At 61.7% G+C, this 16,860-nt stretch carries 14 protein-coding genes; 7 read left to right on the top strand and 7 right to left on the bottom strand.

The genetic code is table 11. From position 1 onward, the window contains the following. Positions 1 to 55: 55 nt before the first annotated feature. Positions 56 to 553, bottom strand: coding sequence for a copper-resistant cuproprotein CopI (copI, locus tag U5A08_RS08270; protein WP_321851129.1), 498 nt, complete (start codon positions 551 to 553; stop codon positions 56 to 58). A 214-nt stretch (positions 554 to 767) separates the two neighbouring features. Between copI and U5A08_RS08265 the strand changes: the two genes are divergently transcribed. Together U5A08_RS08265 and U5A08_RS08260 are read left to right on the top strand one after the other, a co-directional pair. Next, entirely contained in the window at positions 768 to 1,448 is a 681-nt protein-coding gene (locus U5A08_RS08265; RefSeq protein ID WP_253394144.1) for a heavy metal response regulator transcription factor, read from the top strand. Beyond that, positions 1,445 to 2,800 carry a heavy metal sensor histidine kinase gene (locus U5A08_RS08260; RefSeq protein ID WP_321852191.1) on the top strand — a complete coding sequence of 452 codons (1,356 nt, stop codon included), beginning with the start codon at positions 1,445 to 1,447 and terminating at the stop codon, positions 2,798 to 2,800. The genes U5A08_RS08265 and U5A08_RS08260 overlap by 4 nt, the downstream gene beginning before the upstream one ends. 105 nt (positions 2,801 to 2,905) lie before the next feature. On the opposite strand, the gene U5A08_RS08255 is transcribed toward U5A08_RS08260, so the two are convergent. Genes U5A08_RS08255 through U5A08_RS08245 form a run of 3 tightly spaced genes read right to left on the bottom strand, consistent with a single transcriptional unit; the run spans position 2,906 to position 6,152 of the window. Beyond that, entirely contained in the window at positions 2,906 to 4,150 is a 1,245-nt protein-coding gene (locus tag U5A08_RS08255; RefSeq protein WP_321851093.1) for a lipoprotein-releasing ABC transporter permease subunit, read from the bottom strand. Positions 4,151 to 4,210: 60 nt separating this feature from the next. Continuing rightward, positions 4,211 to 4,894, bottom strand: coding sequence for a lipoprotein-releasing ABC transporter ATP-binding protein LolD (lolD, locus tag U5A08_RS08250; protein ID WP_017477213.1), 684 nt, complete (start codon positions 4,892 to 4,894; stop codon positions 4,211 to 4,213). A 7-nt stretch (positions 4,895 to 4,901) separates the two neighbouring features. Continuing rightward, positions 4,902 to 6,152 (bottom strand): lipoprotein-releasing ABC transporter permease subunit, encoded by a 1,251-nt coding sequence (locus U5A08_RS08245; protein WP_321851092.1) that lies wholly within the window; start codon positions 6,150 to 6,152, stop codon positions 4,902 to 4,904. Positions 6,153 to 6,246: 94 nt separating this feature from the next. On the opposite strand from U5A08_RS08245, the gene U5A08_RS08240 reads away from it, so the two are divergent. Beyond that, positions 6,247 to 6,831 carry a PilZ domain-containing protein gene (locus U5A08_RS08240; RefSeq protein ID WP_253394140.1) on the top strand — a complete coding sequence of 195 codons (585 nt, stop codon included), beginning with the start codon at positions 6,247 to 6,249 and terminating at the stop codon, positions 6,829 to 6,831. Positions 6,832 to 6,875: 44 nt separating this feature from the next. Then, the gene (locus tag U5A08_RS08235; protein WP_247399974.1) at positions 6,876 to 7,598 is read left to right on the top strand and encodes a glycerophosphodiester phosphodiesterase; all 723 of its coding nucleotides are present in this window, start codon (positions 6,876 to 6,878) and stop codon (positions 7,596 to 7,598) included. A gap of 42 nt (positions 7,599 to 7,640) precedes the next feature. On the opposite strand, the gene sthA is transcribed toward U5A08_RS08235, so the two are convergent. Together sthA and U5A08_RS08225 are read right to left on the bottom strand one after the other, a co-directional pair. Further along, entirely contained in the window at positions 7,641 to 9,035 is a 1,395-nt protein-coding gene (gene sthA, locus U5A08_RS08230; protein ID WP_247399972.1) for a Si-specific NAD(P)(+) transhydrogenase, read from the bottom strand. Between the two features lie 188 nt (positions 9,036 to 9,223). After that, positions 9,224 to 10,234 carry an FAD:protein FMN transferase gene (locus U5A08_RS08225; protein WP_253394138.1) on the bottom strand — a complete coding sequence of 337 codons (1,011 nt, stop codon included), beginning with the start codon at positions 10,232 to 10,234 and terminating at the stop codon, positions 9,224 to 9,226. A gap of 64 nt (positions 10,235 to 10,298) precedes the next feature. On the opposite strand from U5A08_RS08225, the gene U5A08_RS08220 reads away from it, so the two are divergent. Further along, complete coding sequence (locus U5A08_RS08220) at positions 10,299 to 10,832, top strand: chalcone isomerase family protein (protein ID WP_253394137.1); 534 nt, start codon at positions 10,299 to 10,301, stop codon at positions 10,830 to 10,832. Positions 10,833 to 11,028: 196 nt separating this feature from the next. On the opposite strand, the gene U5A08_RS08215 is transcribed toward U5A08_RS08220, so the two are convergent. Further along, on the bottom strand, positions 11,029 to 12,492 hold the full coding sequence (locus U5A08_RS08215) for a glyceraldehyde-3-phosphate dehydrogenase (protein WP_253394135.1): 1,464 nt from the start codon (positions 12,490 to 12,492) through the stop codon (positions 11,029 to 11,031). A gap of 340 nt (positions 12,493 to 12,832) precedes the next feature. Here U5A08_RS08215 and mfd point away from each other — a divergent pair, with 340 nt between their 5' ends. Next, positions 12,833 to 16,282, top strand: a complete 3,450-nt coding sequence (gene mfd, locus U5A08_RS08210; RefSeq protein ID WP_321851090.1) for a transcription-repair coupling factor — start codon at positions 12,833 to 12,835, stop codon at positions 16,280 to 16,282. Positions 16,283 to 16,293: 11 nt separating this feature from the next. Next, on the top strand, positions 16,294 to 16,860 hold the full coding sequence (locus tag U5A08_RS08205; RefSeq protein ID WP_321851088.1) for a CsiV family protein: 567 nt from the start codon (positions 16,294 to 16,296) through the stop codon (positions 16,858 to 16,860).

The following is a 16,860-nucleotide window of genomic DNA, read 5'->3' as shown; positions in this document are numbered from 1 at the left end:
TCTACCAGCCTTTGCCCCCGCCCCTAAGAAACACAGCACGCGCCCTCTCGCAGGCTCAATGGACGTTGAGCTTGCCGACCATACCCGCCTGGTAATGCCCGGGAATATTGCAGGCAAACTCAAGGCCGGAAGCCTTGGTGAACGTCCAGGTCAACTCGGCGGTTTTACCGGGTTCTACCAGTACGCTGTTGGGGTCATCGTGCTTCATCCCGCCCATATTGCCCATATTGCCCATATTGCCCATATTGCCCATAGCATCGTGGTCCATAGCGCCGTGGTCCATCTTGCCCATACCGGTGGCGTTCAGCATGCCGCTCGACTGCATCTGCATCATTTGCTTCTGATGCTCAGCATGCATGGCCGCATCGCCCAGGTTGAACTCGTGGAGCAACTGGCCTTTGTTGACCAGCACAAAACGCACGGTCTCACCGGCCTTTACATCCAGGGACTTGGGCGAAAAGGACATATCCTGCAGCACCACTTCCACGGTGCGCGTGGCCTTATCGGCAGATGCCGGCTGGCCGAATGCATAGGTGTGGGCCGTGTCAGCCATTGCCCCGACACTCAACGCCAACAGGCAGCCTGCCAACAACAGGGGGTACGCAATGCCATCTCAATTCTCCAAAGGTGTGGGATCAGTCTGAGGACAACTCTAAGATTGCCCCCTGCCAGCTAGCTGACTGCTAGATTACAACTTTGTCAGGTTGCGCCCCTCCCCTGGCCACCACGGTATAAAGCCCGACGTGACCCGCTGCCAAGAGCTGCCCATGAAACTGCTGATCGTCGAAGACCAACCCAAAACCGGCCAGTACCTGCGCCAAGGCCTGGCCGAGGCCGGCTTTACCACTGAACTGGTGGCCGACGGCACCAGCGGCCAACACTTGGCGCTGACCGGCGACTACGACCTGCTGATCCTCGATGTGATGCTGCCCGGCCGCGATGGCTGGCAGATCCTCCAGGCCGTGCGCAGCGCCGGACTCGACATCCCGGTGCTGTTTCTCACCGCCCGCGACGCCGTGGAAGACCGCGTACACGGCCTGGAACTGGGCGCCGACGATTACCTGGTCAAGCCGTTCGCCTTTTCCGAACTGCTCGCACGGGTGCGCAGCCTGTTGCGCCGTGGCAGCAGCGCACCGCAGGAAACCGCCCTGCAACTGGCCGACCTGCGCCTGGACCTGATCCGCCGCCGCGTCGAACGCGACGGCCAGCGCATTGACCTCACCGCCAAGGAATTCGCCTTGCTCGAACTGCTGCTGCGGCGCCAGGGCGAAGTGCTGCCCAAGTCGCTGATCGCGTCCCAGGTGTGGGACATGAACTTCGACAGCGACACCAACATCATCGAAGTGGCGATCCGCCGACTGCGCCTGAAAGTCGACGACAACTTCCCCAATAAGCTGATCCACACCGTGCGCGGTATGGGTTATGTGCTGGAGGAACGATGCAGTTGATCAAGCACCTGTCCCTGAGCAGCCGCCTGGCCCTGCTGTTTGCGGCCTGCACCGCCGTGGTCTCGTTGCTCGCCGGCGTGCTGTTCAACCGGGCCAGCGAGGCGCATTTTGTCGAACTGGACCAGCAACTGCTCGAAAGCAAACTGGTGGCGCTGCGCAGCACCTTGCAGGGCGTCGACTCGCTGCAGTTATTCGCCCAACGCGAAGCGCAACTGCGCGCCGAGCTCAATCGCCAGCCTGACCTCGCATTACGCATCACCGCCGCCGGCCAACGCTGGTTTGACGGCGCACCGAACATCAGCCTGCCCGAATCGCCTGGCCTGCACGGCCTGCAGAACGCCGGCACCGAGTACCGCGTGTACAACGCGCCGTTAAGGCCGGGCCAACCCGACTCGCCGCAACTGAGCCTGATGCTCGACATCACCCACCACCAACACTTCCTGCAACGTATGCAGCATTTGATCTGGCTCACGGTCAGCCTCTCGGCCCTGGCCACCGCGCTGCTCGGCGCCTGGGCGGCGCGCAGCGGGCTGCGACCGTTGCGGCGCATGGGTGAAGTGGCGGCCGGCGTGTCGGCCCATTCCCTGACCCAGCGTTTGCCCGAGCAGGGTATGCCGGTGGAACTGGCGGAACTGGCCCAAGCCTTCAACGCCATGCTGGGCCGACTGGACGACGCGTTCCAGCGCCTCTCGGCGTTCTCCGCCGATATCGCCCACGAACTGCGCACGCCCCTGTCGAACCTGTTGACCCACACCCAAGTCATCCTCACCCAACCGCGCCCGCTGGAGGATTACCGCGAGGCGCTGCACAGCAACCTGGAAGAGCTGCAATGGATGGCGCAACTGGTGAACGACATGTTGTACCTGGCCAAGGCCGATCACGGGCTGCTGGCGCCCACGCGCGAACCGTTGAAGCTGGCGGATGAAGTCGACGCGCTACTGGAGTTCTTCGTCTTGCTGGCGGAAGACGCGCACGTCAGCCTGGTGCGCGAGGGTATGGCCCACACCACCGGCGACCGCGGCATGTTGCGCCGGGCATTGTCGAACCTGTTGGATAACGCGCTGCGCTTTACCCCGGCGGGCGGCGAGGTGCGGGTGCATCTGACAGAAGGCGCACACGGCGTGACGCTGACGGTGGAGAACAGCGGGGAAGGCATCCCGGCGGAGGTGTTACCGCGGTTGTTCGACCGTTTCTACCGGGCGGACCCGGCGCGGCATGAAGGCAGCAGTGAACACGCAGGGCTGGGGCTGGCGATTACCCAGTCGATTGTGCGGGCGCATGGGGGGCGGATTTATTGCGAGTCTGAGCCGGGGTGGACGCGGTTTGTGATCGAGTTGCCACAGGGAGTTTGATGCAAGCAGTGCCGGCGCTATCGGGAGCAAGCTCCCTCCCACATTTTGAATGTATTCACAGATCAAAATGTGCGAGGGAGCTGCTCCCGATAGCGGTCTTAAATCCTACGAATACCTGAGGGCATGCGCCGGCTCAATCTTCGCCGCCCGATACGCCGGATAAATAGTCGCCAAAAAGCTCAACACAAACCCGGCCGAGCAAATCAGCAGCACATCCCCACCCTGCAATTGCGAGGGCAGGTTGCTGACGAAGTACACGTCCGAACTGAAGATATGCTGCCCGCTCACCCGCTCCAGCCACCCCACCAGCTCACTGACGTTCAGCGCCGCAATCACGCCCAGCACGCCGCCGATCAGGGTGCCGACGATACCGATCACCGTGCCCTGCACCATGAAGATCGCCATGATCTGCCGTGGCGTGGCGCCGATGGTACGCAGGATCGCGATGTCCGCGCCCTTGTCGTTCACCACCATGATCAGCGTGGCGATGATGTTGAACGCCGCCACCGCGACGATCATCAGCAACAGCAGGCCGATCATGGTTTTTTCCATCTTCATCGCGCTGAACAGGCTGCCCTGGGTGTGGGTCCAGTCATCCGCCTTGTAGGCCGCACCGAGGCTGGCAGCGATATCCGCCGAAACCTTGGGCGCCGCGTACAAGTCTTTCACCGCCAGGCGCACGCTCTGCACCTGGCTCGGCTGCCAATGCTGAATTTCTGCGGCGTCGGCCATATGGATCAACGCCATGGAGCCGTCCAGCTCGGCGCCGACCTTGAAGATACCGACCACGTTCAATCGCTGCATACGCGGGGTGATGCCACCCGGCGCGCTGCTGATTTCCGGGACGATCAGGGTCAGCTTGTCGCCCACGTTCAGGCGAAAGCGCCGCGCGGTGATTTCGCCGACCACCACGCCGAACTCGCCGGGCTTCAAGTCTTCGAGTTTGCCCTGGACGATATGCTGGGCCACGATCGACACCTTGCCTTCCTGGGCCGGGTCGACGCCGCTGATCTCGATCGGCTGCATCGCGCCCTTGTAGGAGAACATGCCGTCCATCTGCGTGAACGGTACTGCGGCGGTCACTTCGGGATTCTTCATCGCCGCCGCGGCTACCGGCTGCCAATCGTCGATCGGGTTCACACCGACGATGGTAGCGTGAGGCACCATGCCGAGGATGCGCGAGCTCATTTCGCGTTGAAAGCCATTCATCACCGACAACACCACGATCATCGCCAGCACGCCCAGGGCGAGGCCGATCATCGAGGTCATCGAGATAAACGAAACAAAACGGTTACGGCGCTTGGCGCGGGTATAGCGCATGCCGATGAAAATCGATAACGGTCTGAACATTCGCGTGCACCGCCTGAAAAAATGAAAAAGCCCGGCGTCATGCCCCGGGCTTGAAACAGGTCAGATGGCGACCAGATGACCTTCCTGCAGGTGCAATACGCGGTCCATCTGCCGGGCCATGCTCATGTCATGGGTCACCACCAGGAACGCGGTGCGCATCTGGGTGCTCAGTTCCAGCATCAAGTCCTTGATGCCCTGGGCGGTGTGGGAATCGAGGTTGCCGGTCGGTTCGTCGAGCATCACCAGGCCCGGGTTGTTCACCAGCGCGCGGGCAATCGCCACACGCTGGCGCTCACCGCCGGACAATTCGGCCGGTTTGTGCTCCAGGCGGTGACCGAGGCCGACGCGCTCCAGCAAGGCTTTGGCACGCTGGCGCGCCTCCGGGATCGCGGTCTTGCCGATCAGCAGCGGCATGCACACGTTTTCCAGGGCGGTGAACTCCGGCAACAGGTGGTGGAACTGGTACACGAAACCCAACGAACGGTTGCGCAGTTGGCCACGGGCCTTTTCACCGAGGGCCGACAGTTCTTCGCCCGCCAGCCACACGCTGCCCTGGGACGGCGTATCGAGGCCGCCCAACAGGTTGAGCAAGGTACTTTTGCCGGAACCGGAACTGCCGACGATCGCCACGCGCTCGCCGGGGTGCAGCTCAAGTTGCAGGTTGGACAACACCACTACCGATTCCGGGCCTTCCTCGTAGGATTTGCCCAGGTTGCGGCAGCTCAGGATTGCTTTTTCACTCATGCCCGATTCACTCATAACGTAAGGCCTGTGCTGGCTGGGTACGTGCCGCGCGCCAGGCTGGATACAGGGTGGCAAGGAAACTCAGGACCAACGCGGCGCCGCCCACCATCAGCACGTCCTGGGCCTGAACCTGGGACGGCAAGTAGTCGATGAAGTAGACGTCGGCGTTGAGAAACTTGTGGCCGATCAGGGTTTCGAGGCCAGCGATGGCCGCGCTGACATTGAGCGCAGCCAGAATGCCCACTGCGGTGCCGATCAAGGTGCCGACCACGCCGATCACCGTCCCCTGCACCATGAAGATCGCCATGATCTGCCCAGGCGTAGCACCCAGGGTGCGCAGGATGGCGATGTCACCCTTCTTGTCGTTCACCACCATTACCAGCGTGGAAATGATATTGAAGGCCGCCACCGCGACGATCAGCAACAACAGCAGGCCGATCATGGCTTTTTCCATGCGGATGGCCTGGTACAGGTTGCCGTGGGTACGGGTCCAGTCGCGGGCGTAGAACTGGCTTTCACCCAGGTGCTGGGCGATTTCCCAGGCGCCGCGCGGGGCGTCGAACAAGTCGTTGAACTTCAGGCGCAGGCCCTGCACCTGGTCCGGCTTCCAGCGATGCAGGCGCGCGAGGTCGGTGAGGTTGGTCAGGCCAAGGTAGCCGTCGATCTCGCCGGCGCCGACGTGGAAGGTGCCGACCACGGTAAAGCGTTTCATGCGCGGGAACATGCCGGCCGGGGTCACGGTGACTTCCGGGGCGACGAAGGTCAGCTTGTCGCCGATGCCCACGCCGAGCTTGGCCGCGGCTTTGTCGCCGATCACGATGCCAAAGCTGCCGGGCGCCAGAGCGTCGAGTTTGCCCTGCAGCATGAACTTGTCGATGATCGAGACCTTGCGCTCCTGGACCGGGTCGATGGCATTGAGCAGGATTTTCTGCACCTTGCCGTCATGGGTCAGCAACCCTTGCATCTGGGTGAACGGCGCTACAGCCACGACCTTGGGGTTGTGCTTGACCTTGTCGGCCAGGCTTTGCCAGTCGCTGATCGGTTCACCCGACTCGATGGTCGCGTGGGGCACCATGCCCAGCACGCGGGTGCGCATCTCATGATCGAAGCCGTTCATCACCGACAGCACCACGATCATCACGACCACGCCAAGGGCGAGACCGATCATCGAGGTCAAGGAAATGAACGACACAAAATGATTGCGACGCTTTGCACGGGTATAACGCGTGCCAATAAATACGAAGAGAGGTCTGAACATGTCGGGGCTTGTTCGGAGGAAAAGAAGACGTCCCGGTGGCGGGGTCTGGTAAGCAGCCTTACACTCAGACCATTACCGCTACTTTGGGTTCGCCATGTCGACATTAGATGAAGAAGAACGCCGCGAATACTACCGTATCGACGACATGATCGCACTTCAAATCAAAAGCCTGTCCGCCCCCGAAGCGGCGAGCAAGGAAGTGCTACTGGATGATTCGCCGCTGTTCAACCTGCTCAGTGAACTGCACCTGAGCGAATTCGAAGCCCAGCACCTGTTGCGCCAGCTCAGCGAGAAAGATCGCAGCCTGGCAGCCCTCCTCAGAGTCCAGAACAAACGCCTGGATCTGCTCAGCCAGATCATGGCGCGCGGCCTGCTGGACGAAGTCGGCGCCCCGCAGCCGGTGATCATTTCCGAAGGTGGCATCGACTTCCAGCACCCAACCGCCCTGGCACTTGGCGCCCACCTGGCGGTCAAGCTGGTGCTGATGCCCCAGGCGCTGGGCCTGTTGCTGCGGGCCCGGGTCACCCATTGCGATGCCAAGGGCGCCGCGTTTGCCATCGGCACGGAATTCGAATCCATGACCGACGCCCAACGCCAATTGCTGGCGCGCTACATCCTGCAGAAACAGGCGCAGGAACGGCGTCTGGCGCGGGAACAGAGCGACGCCCCAGACACCTGAATTCGTATTCACCCCGCCAGACGACCTGGCGTAAAGGAGCAACTGTGACCCTGATCTACGGCCACCGCGGTGCCAAAGGCGAAGCACCGGAAAACACCCTGACCAGCTTCCAGCAGTGCCTCAAGCACGGTGTACGCCGTTGCGAACTGGATTTGCACCTGTCCATGGACGGCGAACTGATGGTCATCCACGACCCGACCCTCAAGCGCACCGCCGACCGGCGCGGCAAAGTCGTCGAGTATTCGGCAGCGGACCTGATGAAGATGGACGCACGCAAGGGCGGCCCTGGCTGGGTCAACCCCTGCCCGATCCCGCGCCTGGAAGAGCTGTTCGAAAAGTGCGACTTCGATCACTGGCAACTGGAAGTCAAAAGCGCCTCGCGCACCCGCGCCGCGACCACCGTGCTGGCGATTCGGGAAATGGCCGTGCGTTTCGGCATCATGGACAAGGTCACAGTGACCTCAAGCTCACGGGAAGTGTTGAAAGCGGCCGTGGAACTCACCCCGGACCTGTCGCGCGGGCTGGTAGCCGAATACGCCTGGCTCGACCCGCTGAAGGTCGCGCAAAACTATGGCTGTGAGTATCTGGCGTTGAACTGGACGCTGTGTACCCCCGAGCGTCTGGAAAAAGCCCAGCGCCAGGGATTGCACGTGTCGGTGTGGACAGTCAACGAACCTGCACTGATGCGCAGGCTCGCCGACTTCGGCGTAGATAGCCTGATTACAGACTTTCCCGGTTTGGCCACTGCCACCCTCGAGAATTACTGAAATCGGTCTCCCCGGCCGGCTCAGGCCACCGGCCGGAGCCGCTCAAAAAAGCCGGTTGAGGCCGTCGTAGGCCGCGACCCGATAGGCTTCCGCCATGGTCGGGTAGTTGAACGTGGTGTTGACGAAATACTTGAGGGTATTTTGCTCGCCCGGCTGGTTCATGATGGCCTGGCCGATGTGGACGATCTCCGAAGCCTGGTAGCCGAAGCAATGCACGCCGAGGACTTCCAGAGTTTCACGGTGGAACAGAATCTTCAGCATGCCTTGCGGCTCACCGGCGATCTGCGCACGCGCCATGCTCTTGAAGAACGCCTTGCCCACTTCGTAAGGCACCTTGGCCTTGGTCAGTTCGTGTTCGTTCTTACCGATCGAGCTGATCTCCGGAATCGTATAGATACCGGTCGGCACGTCGTTCACATAGCGCCAGCTGCCATTGTCGACAATGCTGCCAGCGGCCGAACGGCCCTGGTCATGAGCAGCGCTGGCCAGGCTTGGCCAGCCGATCACGTCACCGGCACCGTAGATATTCGGCACACAGGTACGATAGTTCTCGTCCACTTCGATCTGGCCACGGCTGTTGACCTTGACCCCGACATTTTCCATACCCAGCTTGTCGGTGTTACCGGTACGGCCGTTGCACCACAGCAAGGCATCGGCCTTGATCTTCTTGCCGGACTTGAGGTGCAGGATCACACCGTTGTCCAGGCCTTCGACGCGCTCGTACTCTTCGTTGTGGCGCACGGTGATGTTGTTGTTACTGAAGTGGTAACTCAACGCCTGGGAAATTTCCGAGTCGAGGAAACTCAGCAACTGCTCGCGATTGTCCACCAGCTCTACCAGCACACCCAGGCCGCTGAAGATCGAGGCGTATTCGCAGCCGATCACGCCGGCGCCATAGATGATCAGTTTGCGCGGGGTGTGGCCCAGGCTGAGGATGGTATCGCTATCGTAGATACGCGGGTGGTGGAAATCGAGATCCACCGGGCGATACGGGCGCGACCCGGTGGCGATGATGATGTGCTTGGCCACCAGCTTCTCGACCACACCGTTGGGGCAGACCACTTCGATGGTTTGCTCGTCGGCGAAGCTGCCGGTGCCGAAGAACAGGTCGACACGGTTACGGGCGTAATAGCCGGTCCGCGACGCCACCTGTTTGGAGATGACTTTTTCCGCGCTTTTCAGCACGTCCGGGAACGAAAACCAACGCGGCTCGCCAATGGCCCGGAACATCGGGTTGGTGTTGAACTGCATGATCTGGCGTACTGAGTGACGCAAGGCCTTGGACGGGATGGTACCCAGGTGGGTGCAGTTACCGCCGACCTGACGACGGCTATCGACCATCGCCACCTTGCGCCCTGCCTTCGCGGCATTCATCGCCGCACCTTCTCCAGCCGGGCCGGAACCCAGTACTACCACGTCGTAGTTGTAGACAGCCATGCATACTCCTCAGAACAGGCCAGGCCCACGGTTGGACGCCTGGCTAAATCATGCCGCGGCCAGCGGTCATGAAGGACAATTTGGCTCAAGTGTGTGAACCGGGGCACAGTCTATATAAGGCTCAACGCCGCGCACATTAACCCTTGGTCGCGTCGTAGGCCAGTTTTGCCTTTACTACACGGCGCGGATTACGGTTTCACCGCAGTCAGTTGCTCGAACGCCTGATTACTGCGTGTGACGAAAGCATCGCCCTCGCGCAGCACAAAAAACGCAGCGATCTGGTGCTGCTCAGCGTAATCCCAGCCTTGCTCCGGCCCAAGGATCAACAGCAACGTCGACACCCCATCAGCCATCAGCGCCGACGGATGCAACACCGTCACCGATGCCAACTGATGAGTAATCGGCGCACCGGTCCGCGCATCCAGGGTGTGGGAATAGCGCCGACCATCCTGCTGGAAATAATTACGATAGTCACCCGATGTGGACACACCAAAGCCGTCGACGTTGATGACTCTTTCGGCGACCCGTTGATCGTCACGGGGTTCTTCCAACGCCACGCGCCAGGGCGAACCGTCAGGTTTGTGACCGGCAGCCTTGAGTTCGCCGGTGGCTTCGGCGAGGTAGTGGTGGATACCCAGGCCGGTCAACAGTTCGGCGATGCGATCCACCGCGTAACCGGCAGCAATGCTGTTGAAATCGACTTCGACGGCGGCGTCCTTGCACAGTTGCTCACCGTCGATACGCAGATGCTGGTGACCGACCCGCTGACGCACCTGCGCCAGCGTCGCGGCGTCCGGCACCCTGAGTTGCCGGGCCTGGGGCCCGAACCCCCACAGGTTCAGCAGCGGTTCCACCGTCAGGTCAAACGCACCCGCGCTGGCCTCGGACAGTTGCTCGCCGGTACGCACCAGTTGCAGAACCGGCGCCGGCATCGGCTGGCAACTGTTGGCCGGCAGGTTATTGAAACGTTCGATATCGGAGTCGCTGCGGTAGGTCGACATCTGTCGGTCGACGTCGCCCAGGATATTTTCCACCTGGCGTTGGAGCTCTTTCGGCGCGGGTGCCGTCGAGCTTCTGACATACTGAATTGAATAGGTGCTGCCCATGGTCGGGCCACCAAACTGCTCCAACGTATCGCCGCCACAGCCGGCCAGCGCCGCAAAACCGCACACCATCGCTATCTGTCGCAGGTTGCTCATAAACCTAATCGCCGTCGAAAATTGAATTAACCTGTAGGCACACACCTTGGCAGGCCCCACCATTATGCGGCATGCGGTTGTCTGTTTATGGCTGATGTTCTCGGTGCCGGCATTCGCCAATGAGGTGGATCGTCTCACCCAGGCGAATTTCCCGGCGCAATCCCAGCAGTTGGCGCTGAAAAACCAAGCGCTGCTGACTTACCTCTGGGCGGATGTGTATGCAGCGGCGCTGTATGCCCCGGCCGAGGTCAGCGCGAAGCAGTCCTGGGATCGGCAAAAAGACCTGCGCCTGGTGCTGTATTACTTTCGCGATATCGACCGCAACGATGTGATTAAAGCCGCGAACACCACCCTTGAACGCCAGCAGACCAGCGCCCGCCTGAAACCAGAGCTTGCGCAACTGCATGGGCGTTTTCGCAACATCCGCAACGGTGATCGCTACGCCCTGGATTTTCGTCCAGGACGCGGCCTGAATCTGGAGATCAATGGCCAGGTGGTGTTCAGCAGTCGCGATGAGGAACTGGCGAGGGCGTACCTGGGCCTCTGGCTGGCGCCGAAGGGGCTGTCCGATAGTTTGCGTGACGAGTTGCTGGATTGAGGGTGTCGGGGCCGCGGCAAAGGCGGCGACTGATCCAGCGCTATCGCGGGCAAGCCCGCTCCCACATTTGACAGCGTACCGCCTGACGCCCCTGTGGGAGCGGGCTTGCCCGCGATGAAGCCGGCGCAAACAACATAAATCCCCAGCCAGAAAAAAGCCCCGAACCAGTCGGGGCTTTTTCATTCAACCTGAACGCTTAGCGCGGGAATGCAGGCGGGTTGACCCCAGCCATGTCTTCCATCACGCGAACGACCTGGCAGCTGTAGCCGAACTCGTTGTCGTACCACACGTACAGCACAACGCGGTTATCCTGGGAAATGGTCGCTTCCGCGTCCACCACGCCGGCGTGGCGCGAGCCAACGAAGTCGGTGGAAACCACTTCCTGCGAGTTGACGAAGTCGATTTGCTTATGCAGATCGGAGTGCAGCGCCATGTAGCGCAGGTACTCGTTCATCTCTTCACGGGTAGCGGCTTTCTCAAGGTTCAGGTTGAGAATCGCCATCGACACGTTAGGCGTCGGCACGCGGATCGCGTTACCGGTCAGCTTGCCGGCCAGCTCAGGCAGGGCCTTGGCGGCAGCGGTGGCGGCACCGGTCTCGGTGATCACCATGTTCAACGCGGCGCTGCGGCCACGGCGATCGCCCTTGTGGAAGTTGTCGATCAGGTTCTGGTCGTTGGTGTACGAGTGAACGGTTTCGACGTGGCCGTTGACGATGCCGAACTTGTCATTGACGGCCTTCAGCACCGGCACGATGGCGTTGGTGGTGCAGGAAGCGGCAGACACGATCTTGTCGTCAGCGGTGATTTCCGCGTGGTTGATGCCGTGAACGATGTTCTTCAGCTTGCCTTTACCAGGCGCAGTCAGGACAACGCGGGCAATACCCGGGCAGGTCAGGTGCTGGCCCAGGCCTTCGGCATCGCGCCATACGCCGGTGTTATCCACCAGCAGGGCGTCCTTGATGCCGTACTGGGTGTAATCCACCTCAGTCGGGTTCTTCGCGTAGATCACCTGGATCAGGTTACCGTTGGCGGTGATGGTGTTGTTTTCTTCGTCGATGACGATGGTGCCGTTGAACGGACCGTGTACCGAGTCGCGACGCAAGAGGCTCGCGCGCTTGGCCAGGTCGTTCTCGGCGCCTTTGCGCACCACGATGGCGCGCAGGCGCAAGCCGTCGCCGCCACCGGTTTTGCCGATCAGGATGCGTGCCAGCAAGCGGCCGATACGACCGAAGCCGTAAAGCACAACGTCAGTGCCTTTGCGGGCGGAAGCGTTCTGCTTGCCCACCACGTCGGCCAATTCTTCACGCACGAACTGCTCGACGGAACGGCCGCTGGCTTGGGCGCGGAATTTGGCGGCCAACTTGCCCAGGTCTACCGAGGCCGCGCCGAGCTTGAGCTCGCTCATGGCTTTGAGCAGAGGGAATGTTTCGTGGACGGAGAGTTCGCTGTCGTTGGCAGAACGATGGCGAGCAAAGCGATGCGCCTTGAGAATCGCGATGACTGATTGGTTGATCAGGCTGCGGCCATAGATCGAGCTCACCACATTGTTATTGCGGTACAGCTGACCGATAAGCGGGATCATCGCTTCAGCGAGTGCTTCACGGTCGATCCATTCACCAAGACACTGGTCGGGCTTCTGAGTCACGGGAACCTTCCACATGTAGGGGCTGAAAAAAGGGGCTACATTATGCCGCCAGGCCGCCCCAGGAGCAATGCGCGTCCCACAACAAAAAGCTCTCATCCAAAAAAGCCACCCCGCTGCAGCCCAGTAAATACGCGGGTTCCAGAAGGCCACTAGTGGAGCAGGCGGGGCGACTTGTCCGTAACCCTCCGAAAACTATGTGCATTTCAGCACTACATACTGAGTCAAAACACGCCATTGTTTGTCTTAGCCACTACATTTCCCACAAACCGTAATAGGCTCAGTCAGCAACTGACAGGCGGCACCTCGGGCCGTTACAATTACCGACTTTGTCGCAACGCTTGGAGCTCAACCTTCCGTGCCCGTTCTGCGTCTACCGCTACTCCCTGCCGCGGCAGGTAAACAGCACTGGGGTAACTTGCCCGGTGCCGCCCTGAGCCTGGCCATCGCCGAGGCTGCCAGCGCAGCCAAGCGCTTTACCCTGCTGCTTACCGCCGACAGCCAAAGCGCCGAACGGCTGGAGCAGGAGCTGAGCTTCTTCGCCCCCGATTTGCCGGTGCTGCACTTTCCCGACTGGGAAACCCTGCCCTACGACCTGTTCTCGCCGCACCAGGACATCATTTCCCAGCGCATCGCCAGCCTGTACCGCCTGCCGGAACTGGCCCACGGCGTGTTGGTGGTGCCGATCACCACGGCGCTGCATCGCCTGGCGCCGACCAAGTTCCTGCTGGGCAGCAGCCTGGTGCTGGATATCGGCCAGAAGCTCGACGTCGAGCAAATGCGCACGCGCCTGGAAGCCAGCGGCTACCGCTGCGTCGACACGGTCTATGAGCACGGCGAATTCGCGGTACGCGGCGCGCTGATCGACCTGTTCCCGATGGGCAGCAAGTTGCCGTACCGCATCGACCTGTTCGACGACGAAATCGAGACCCTGCGCACCTTCGATCCGGAAAACCAGCGCTCCATCGACAAGGTCGAGTCGGTCAAACTGCTGCCGGCGCGGGAGTTCCCGCTGCAAAAAGACGCGGTGACACGCTTCAAGGCGCGCTTTCGCGAGCGCTTCGACGTGGACTTCCGCCGCTGCCCGATCTTCCAGGACTTGAGCAGCGGGATTACCCCCGCCGGTATCGAGTACTACCTGCCGCTGTTCTTCGACGAAACCTCCACCCTGTTCGACTACCTGCCCCAGGACACCCAGGTGTTCTCGCTGCCGGGCATCGAGCAAGCGGCGGAAAACTTCTGGAACGACGTGCGCAACCGCTATGAAGAGCGTCGCGTCGATCCATCCAGGCCTTTATTACCGCCCGCCGAACTGTTCCTGCCGGTGGAAGACTGCTTCGCCCGCCTGAAAAACTGGCCGCGCGTGGTCGTCAGCCAAGAGGATGTGGACGCCGGCACGGGCCGCGCGCGCTTCCCGGCGCAAAACCTGCCGAACCTGGCGATTGAAGCCAAGGCCAGCCAACCGCTCGAAGCGCTGTCCAACTTCCTCGGCGATTTCCCCGGTCGCGTGCTGTTTACCGCCGAATCGGCCGGGCGCCGCGAAGTGCTGCTGGAGCTGCTGGAACGCCTGAAGCTGCGCCCGAAAACCGTCGACAGTTGGCCGGACTTCATCGCCAGCAAAGAGCGCCTGGCGATCACCATCGCGCCGCTGAATGAAGGCCTGCAGCTGGACGATCCGGCCCTGGCGCTGATCGCCGAAAGCCCGTTGTTCGGTCAACGGGTGATGCAGCGTCGTCGCCGCGATAAACGCGCCGACGCCAACAACGACGCCGTGATCAAAAACCTCACCGAGTTGCGCGAAGGCGCGCCAGTGGTGCATATCGACCACGGCGTCGGCCGCTACCTCGGCCTGCAAACCCTGGAAATCGACAACCAGGCCGCCGAATTCCTCACCATGGAATACGCCGAAGGCGCCAAGCTGTATGTGCCGGTGGCCAACCTGCACCTGATCGCCCGCTACACCGGCAGCGACGATGCCCTGGCGCCGTTGCACCGCCTCGGTTCCGAGACCTGGCAGAAAGCCAAGCGCAAGGCCGCCGAACAGGTGCGCGACGTCGCCGCCGAGCTGCTCGACATTTATGCCCGGCGTGCAGCGCGCGAAGGTTACGCCTTCGCCGACCCGAAAGCCGACTACGCCACTTTCAGTGCCGGCTTCGCCTTCGAAGAAACCCCGGACCAGCAAACCACCATCGACGCCGTGCGCGCCGACATGCTCGCGCCCAAGCCGATGGACCGCCTGGTGTGCGGCGACGTGGGCTTCGGCAAGACCGAAGTGGCGATGCGCGCAGCCTTCATCGCGGTGCATGGCGGCAAGCAAGTGGCGATCCTGGTGCCGACCACCCTGCTCGCCCAGCAGCACTACAACAGTTTCCGTGACCGCTTTGCCGACTGGCCGGTGACCGTGGAAGTGATGAGCCGCTTCAAGTCCGCCAAGGAAGTGAATGCCGCCGTCGCCGACCTGGCGGAGGGCAAGATCGACATCGTGATCGGCACGCACAAGCTGCTGTCGGACGATGTGAAGATCAAGAACCTGGGCCTGGTGATCATCGACGAAGAACACCGCTTCGGGGTGCGCCAGAAAGAACAGCTCAAGGCCCTGCGCAGCGAAGTCGACATTCTGACCCTCACCGCCACGCCGATTCCGCGCACGCTGAACATGGCGGTGTCGGGCATGCGCGACCTGTCGATCATCGCCACCCCGCCGGCGCGGCGCCTGTCGGTGCGCACCTTCGTGATGGAGCAGAACAACAGCACGGTCAAGGAAGCGTTGCTGCGTGAATTGCTGCGCGGCGGGCAGGTGTATTACCTGCACAACGACGTGAAGACCATCGAGAAATGCGCCGCCGACCTCGCTGCATTGGTGCCGGAAGCGCGCATCGCCATCGGCCACGGGCAAATGCGCGAGCGCGACCTCGAACAGGTGATGAGCGACTTCTACCACAAGCGCTTCAACGTGCTGATCGCCTCGACCATCATCGAGACCGGCATCGACGTGCCAAGCGCCAACACCATCATCATCGAGCGCGCCGACAAGTTCGGCCTGGCACAACTGCATCAACTGCGCGGCCGCGTCGGACGCAGTCACCACCAGGCCTACGCCTACCTGCTGACGCCACCGCGCCAGCAAATCACCGGCGACGCGGAAAAACGCCTGGAAGCCATCGCCAACACCCAGGACCTGGGCGCCGGCTTTGTGCTGGCCACCAACGACCTGGAAATCCGTGGCGCCGGCGAACTGCTCGGCGACGGCCAGAGCGGGCAGATCCAGGCCGTGGGCTTCACCCTGTATATGGAAATGCTCGAACGTGCGGTGAAAGCCATCCGCAAGGGCGAGCAACCGAACCTCGACCAACCGCTGGGCGGCGGCCCGGAGATCAACCTGCGCTTGCCGGCGTTGATTCCCGAAGACTACCTGCCGGACGTCCACGCACGGCTGATCCTGTACAAACGCATCGCCTCGGCCACCGACGAAGAAGGCCTCAAGGACTTGCAAGTAGAGATGATCGACCGCTTCGGCCTGTTGCCGGAACCGACCAAGAACCTGGTGCGCCTGACCCTGCTCAAATTGCAGGCTGAGCAACTGGGCATCAAGAAGGTCGACGCCGGGCCGCAGGGCGGGCGCATCGAGTTCGAAGCGCAGACGCCAGTGGACCCGCTGGTGCTGATCAAGCTGATCCAGGGCCAGCCCAACCGTTACAAGTTCGAAGGGGCTACGCTGTTCAAGTTCATGGTGCCGATGGAACGCGCCGAAGAACGTTTCAATACCTTGGAGGCGCTGTTTGAGCGCCTCATCCCGAAATCTGCTTGAAGGACGCCCCAATGCGCGTGTTCCGCATTCTGAGCTTGTTATTAGTGGTACTCGCACCCTCGGCGTTTGCCGACAGCCTGTACCAAGTGGAAATGGTTCTGGTGCGCCAGAACATGGAGCCGGTGATCAACAGCCGCGCCGCGCCGGAAGACTGGGATGCCGGCGCCATGCGCCTGGGCGACAGAAAGAGCCCGCCGCGCCTGGGCACGATCGTCGACAAACTTCGCGCAGACGCCAACTACACCGTGCTCGCACACAAGGCCTGGGAACAGAACCTCGGCGAGCAACCGGTAAAGATCGCGATCACCGACGGCCAGGAGCAGTTCGGCCAGTTTCCCATCGAGGGCGTGCTGAACCTGCAACTGGGCCGTTTTACCGATATCGACGCCGACTTCTGGATCAACCAGTTTGACGGCAACGGCAGCGTCATCGCCAGCGAGCACCTCGCGCAGAAAGACGTGCGCACCAAGAACAACCAGCTCAACTACCTGGATGGCGGCCACCTCGCGCTGCTGATCAAGATCACCTCGTTGACCGCCAAGCAGCCCAGCGCACCGCCCACCGACCTTCAGGACTGA

Origin of the sequence: Pseudomonas paraveronii, assembly GCF_963681955.1 — a bacterium.
GTDB lineage: Bacteria > Pseudomonadota > Gammaproteobacteria > Pseudomonadales > Pseudomonadaceae > Aquipseudomonas > Aquipseudomonas paraveronii.
Note: the sequence above shows the minus strand (reverse complement) of the source record. Positions and strands in the feature narration are given on the sequence as shown.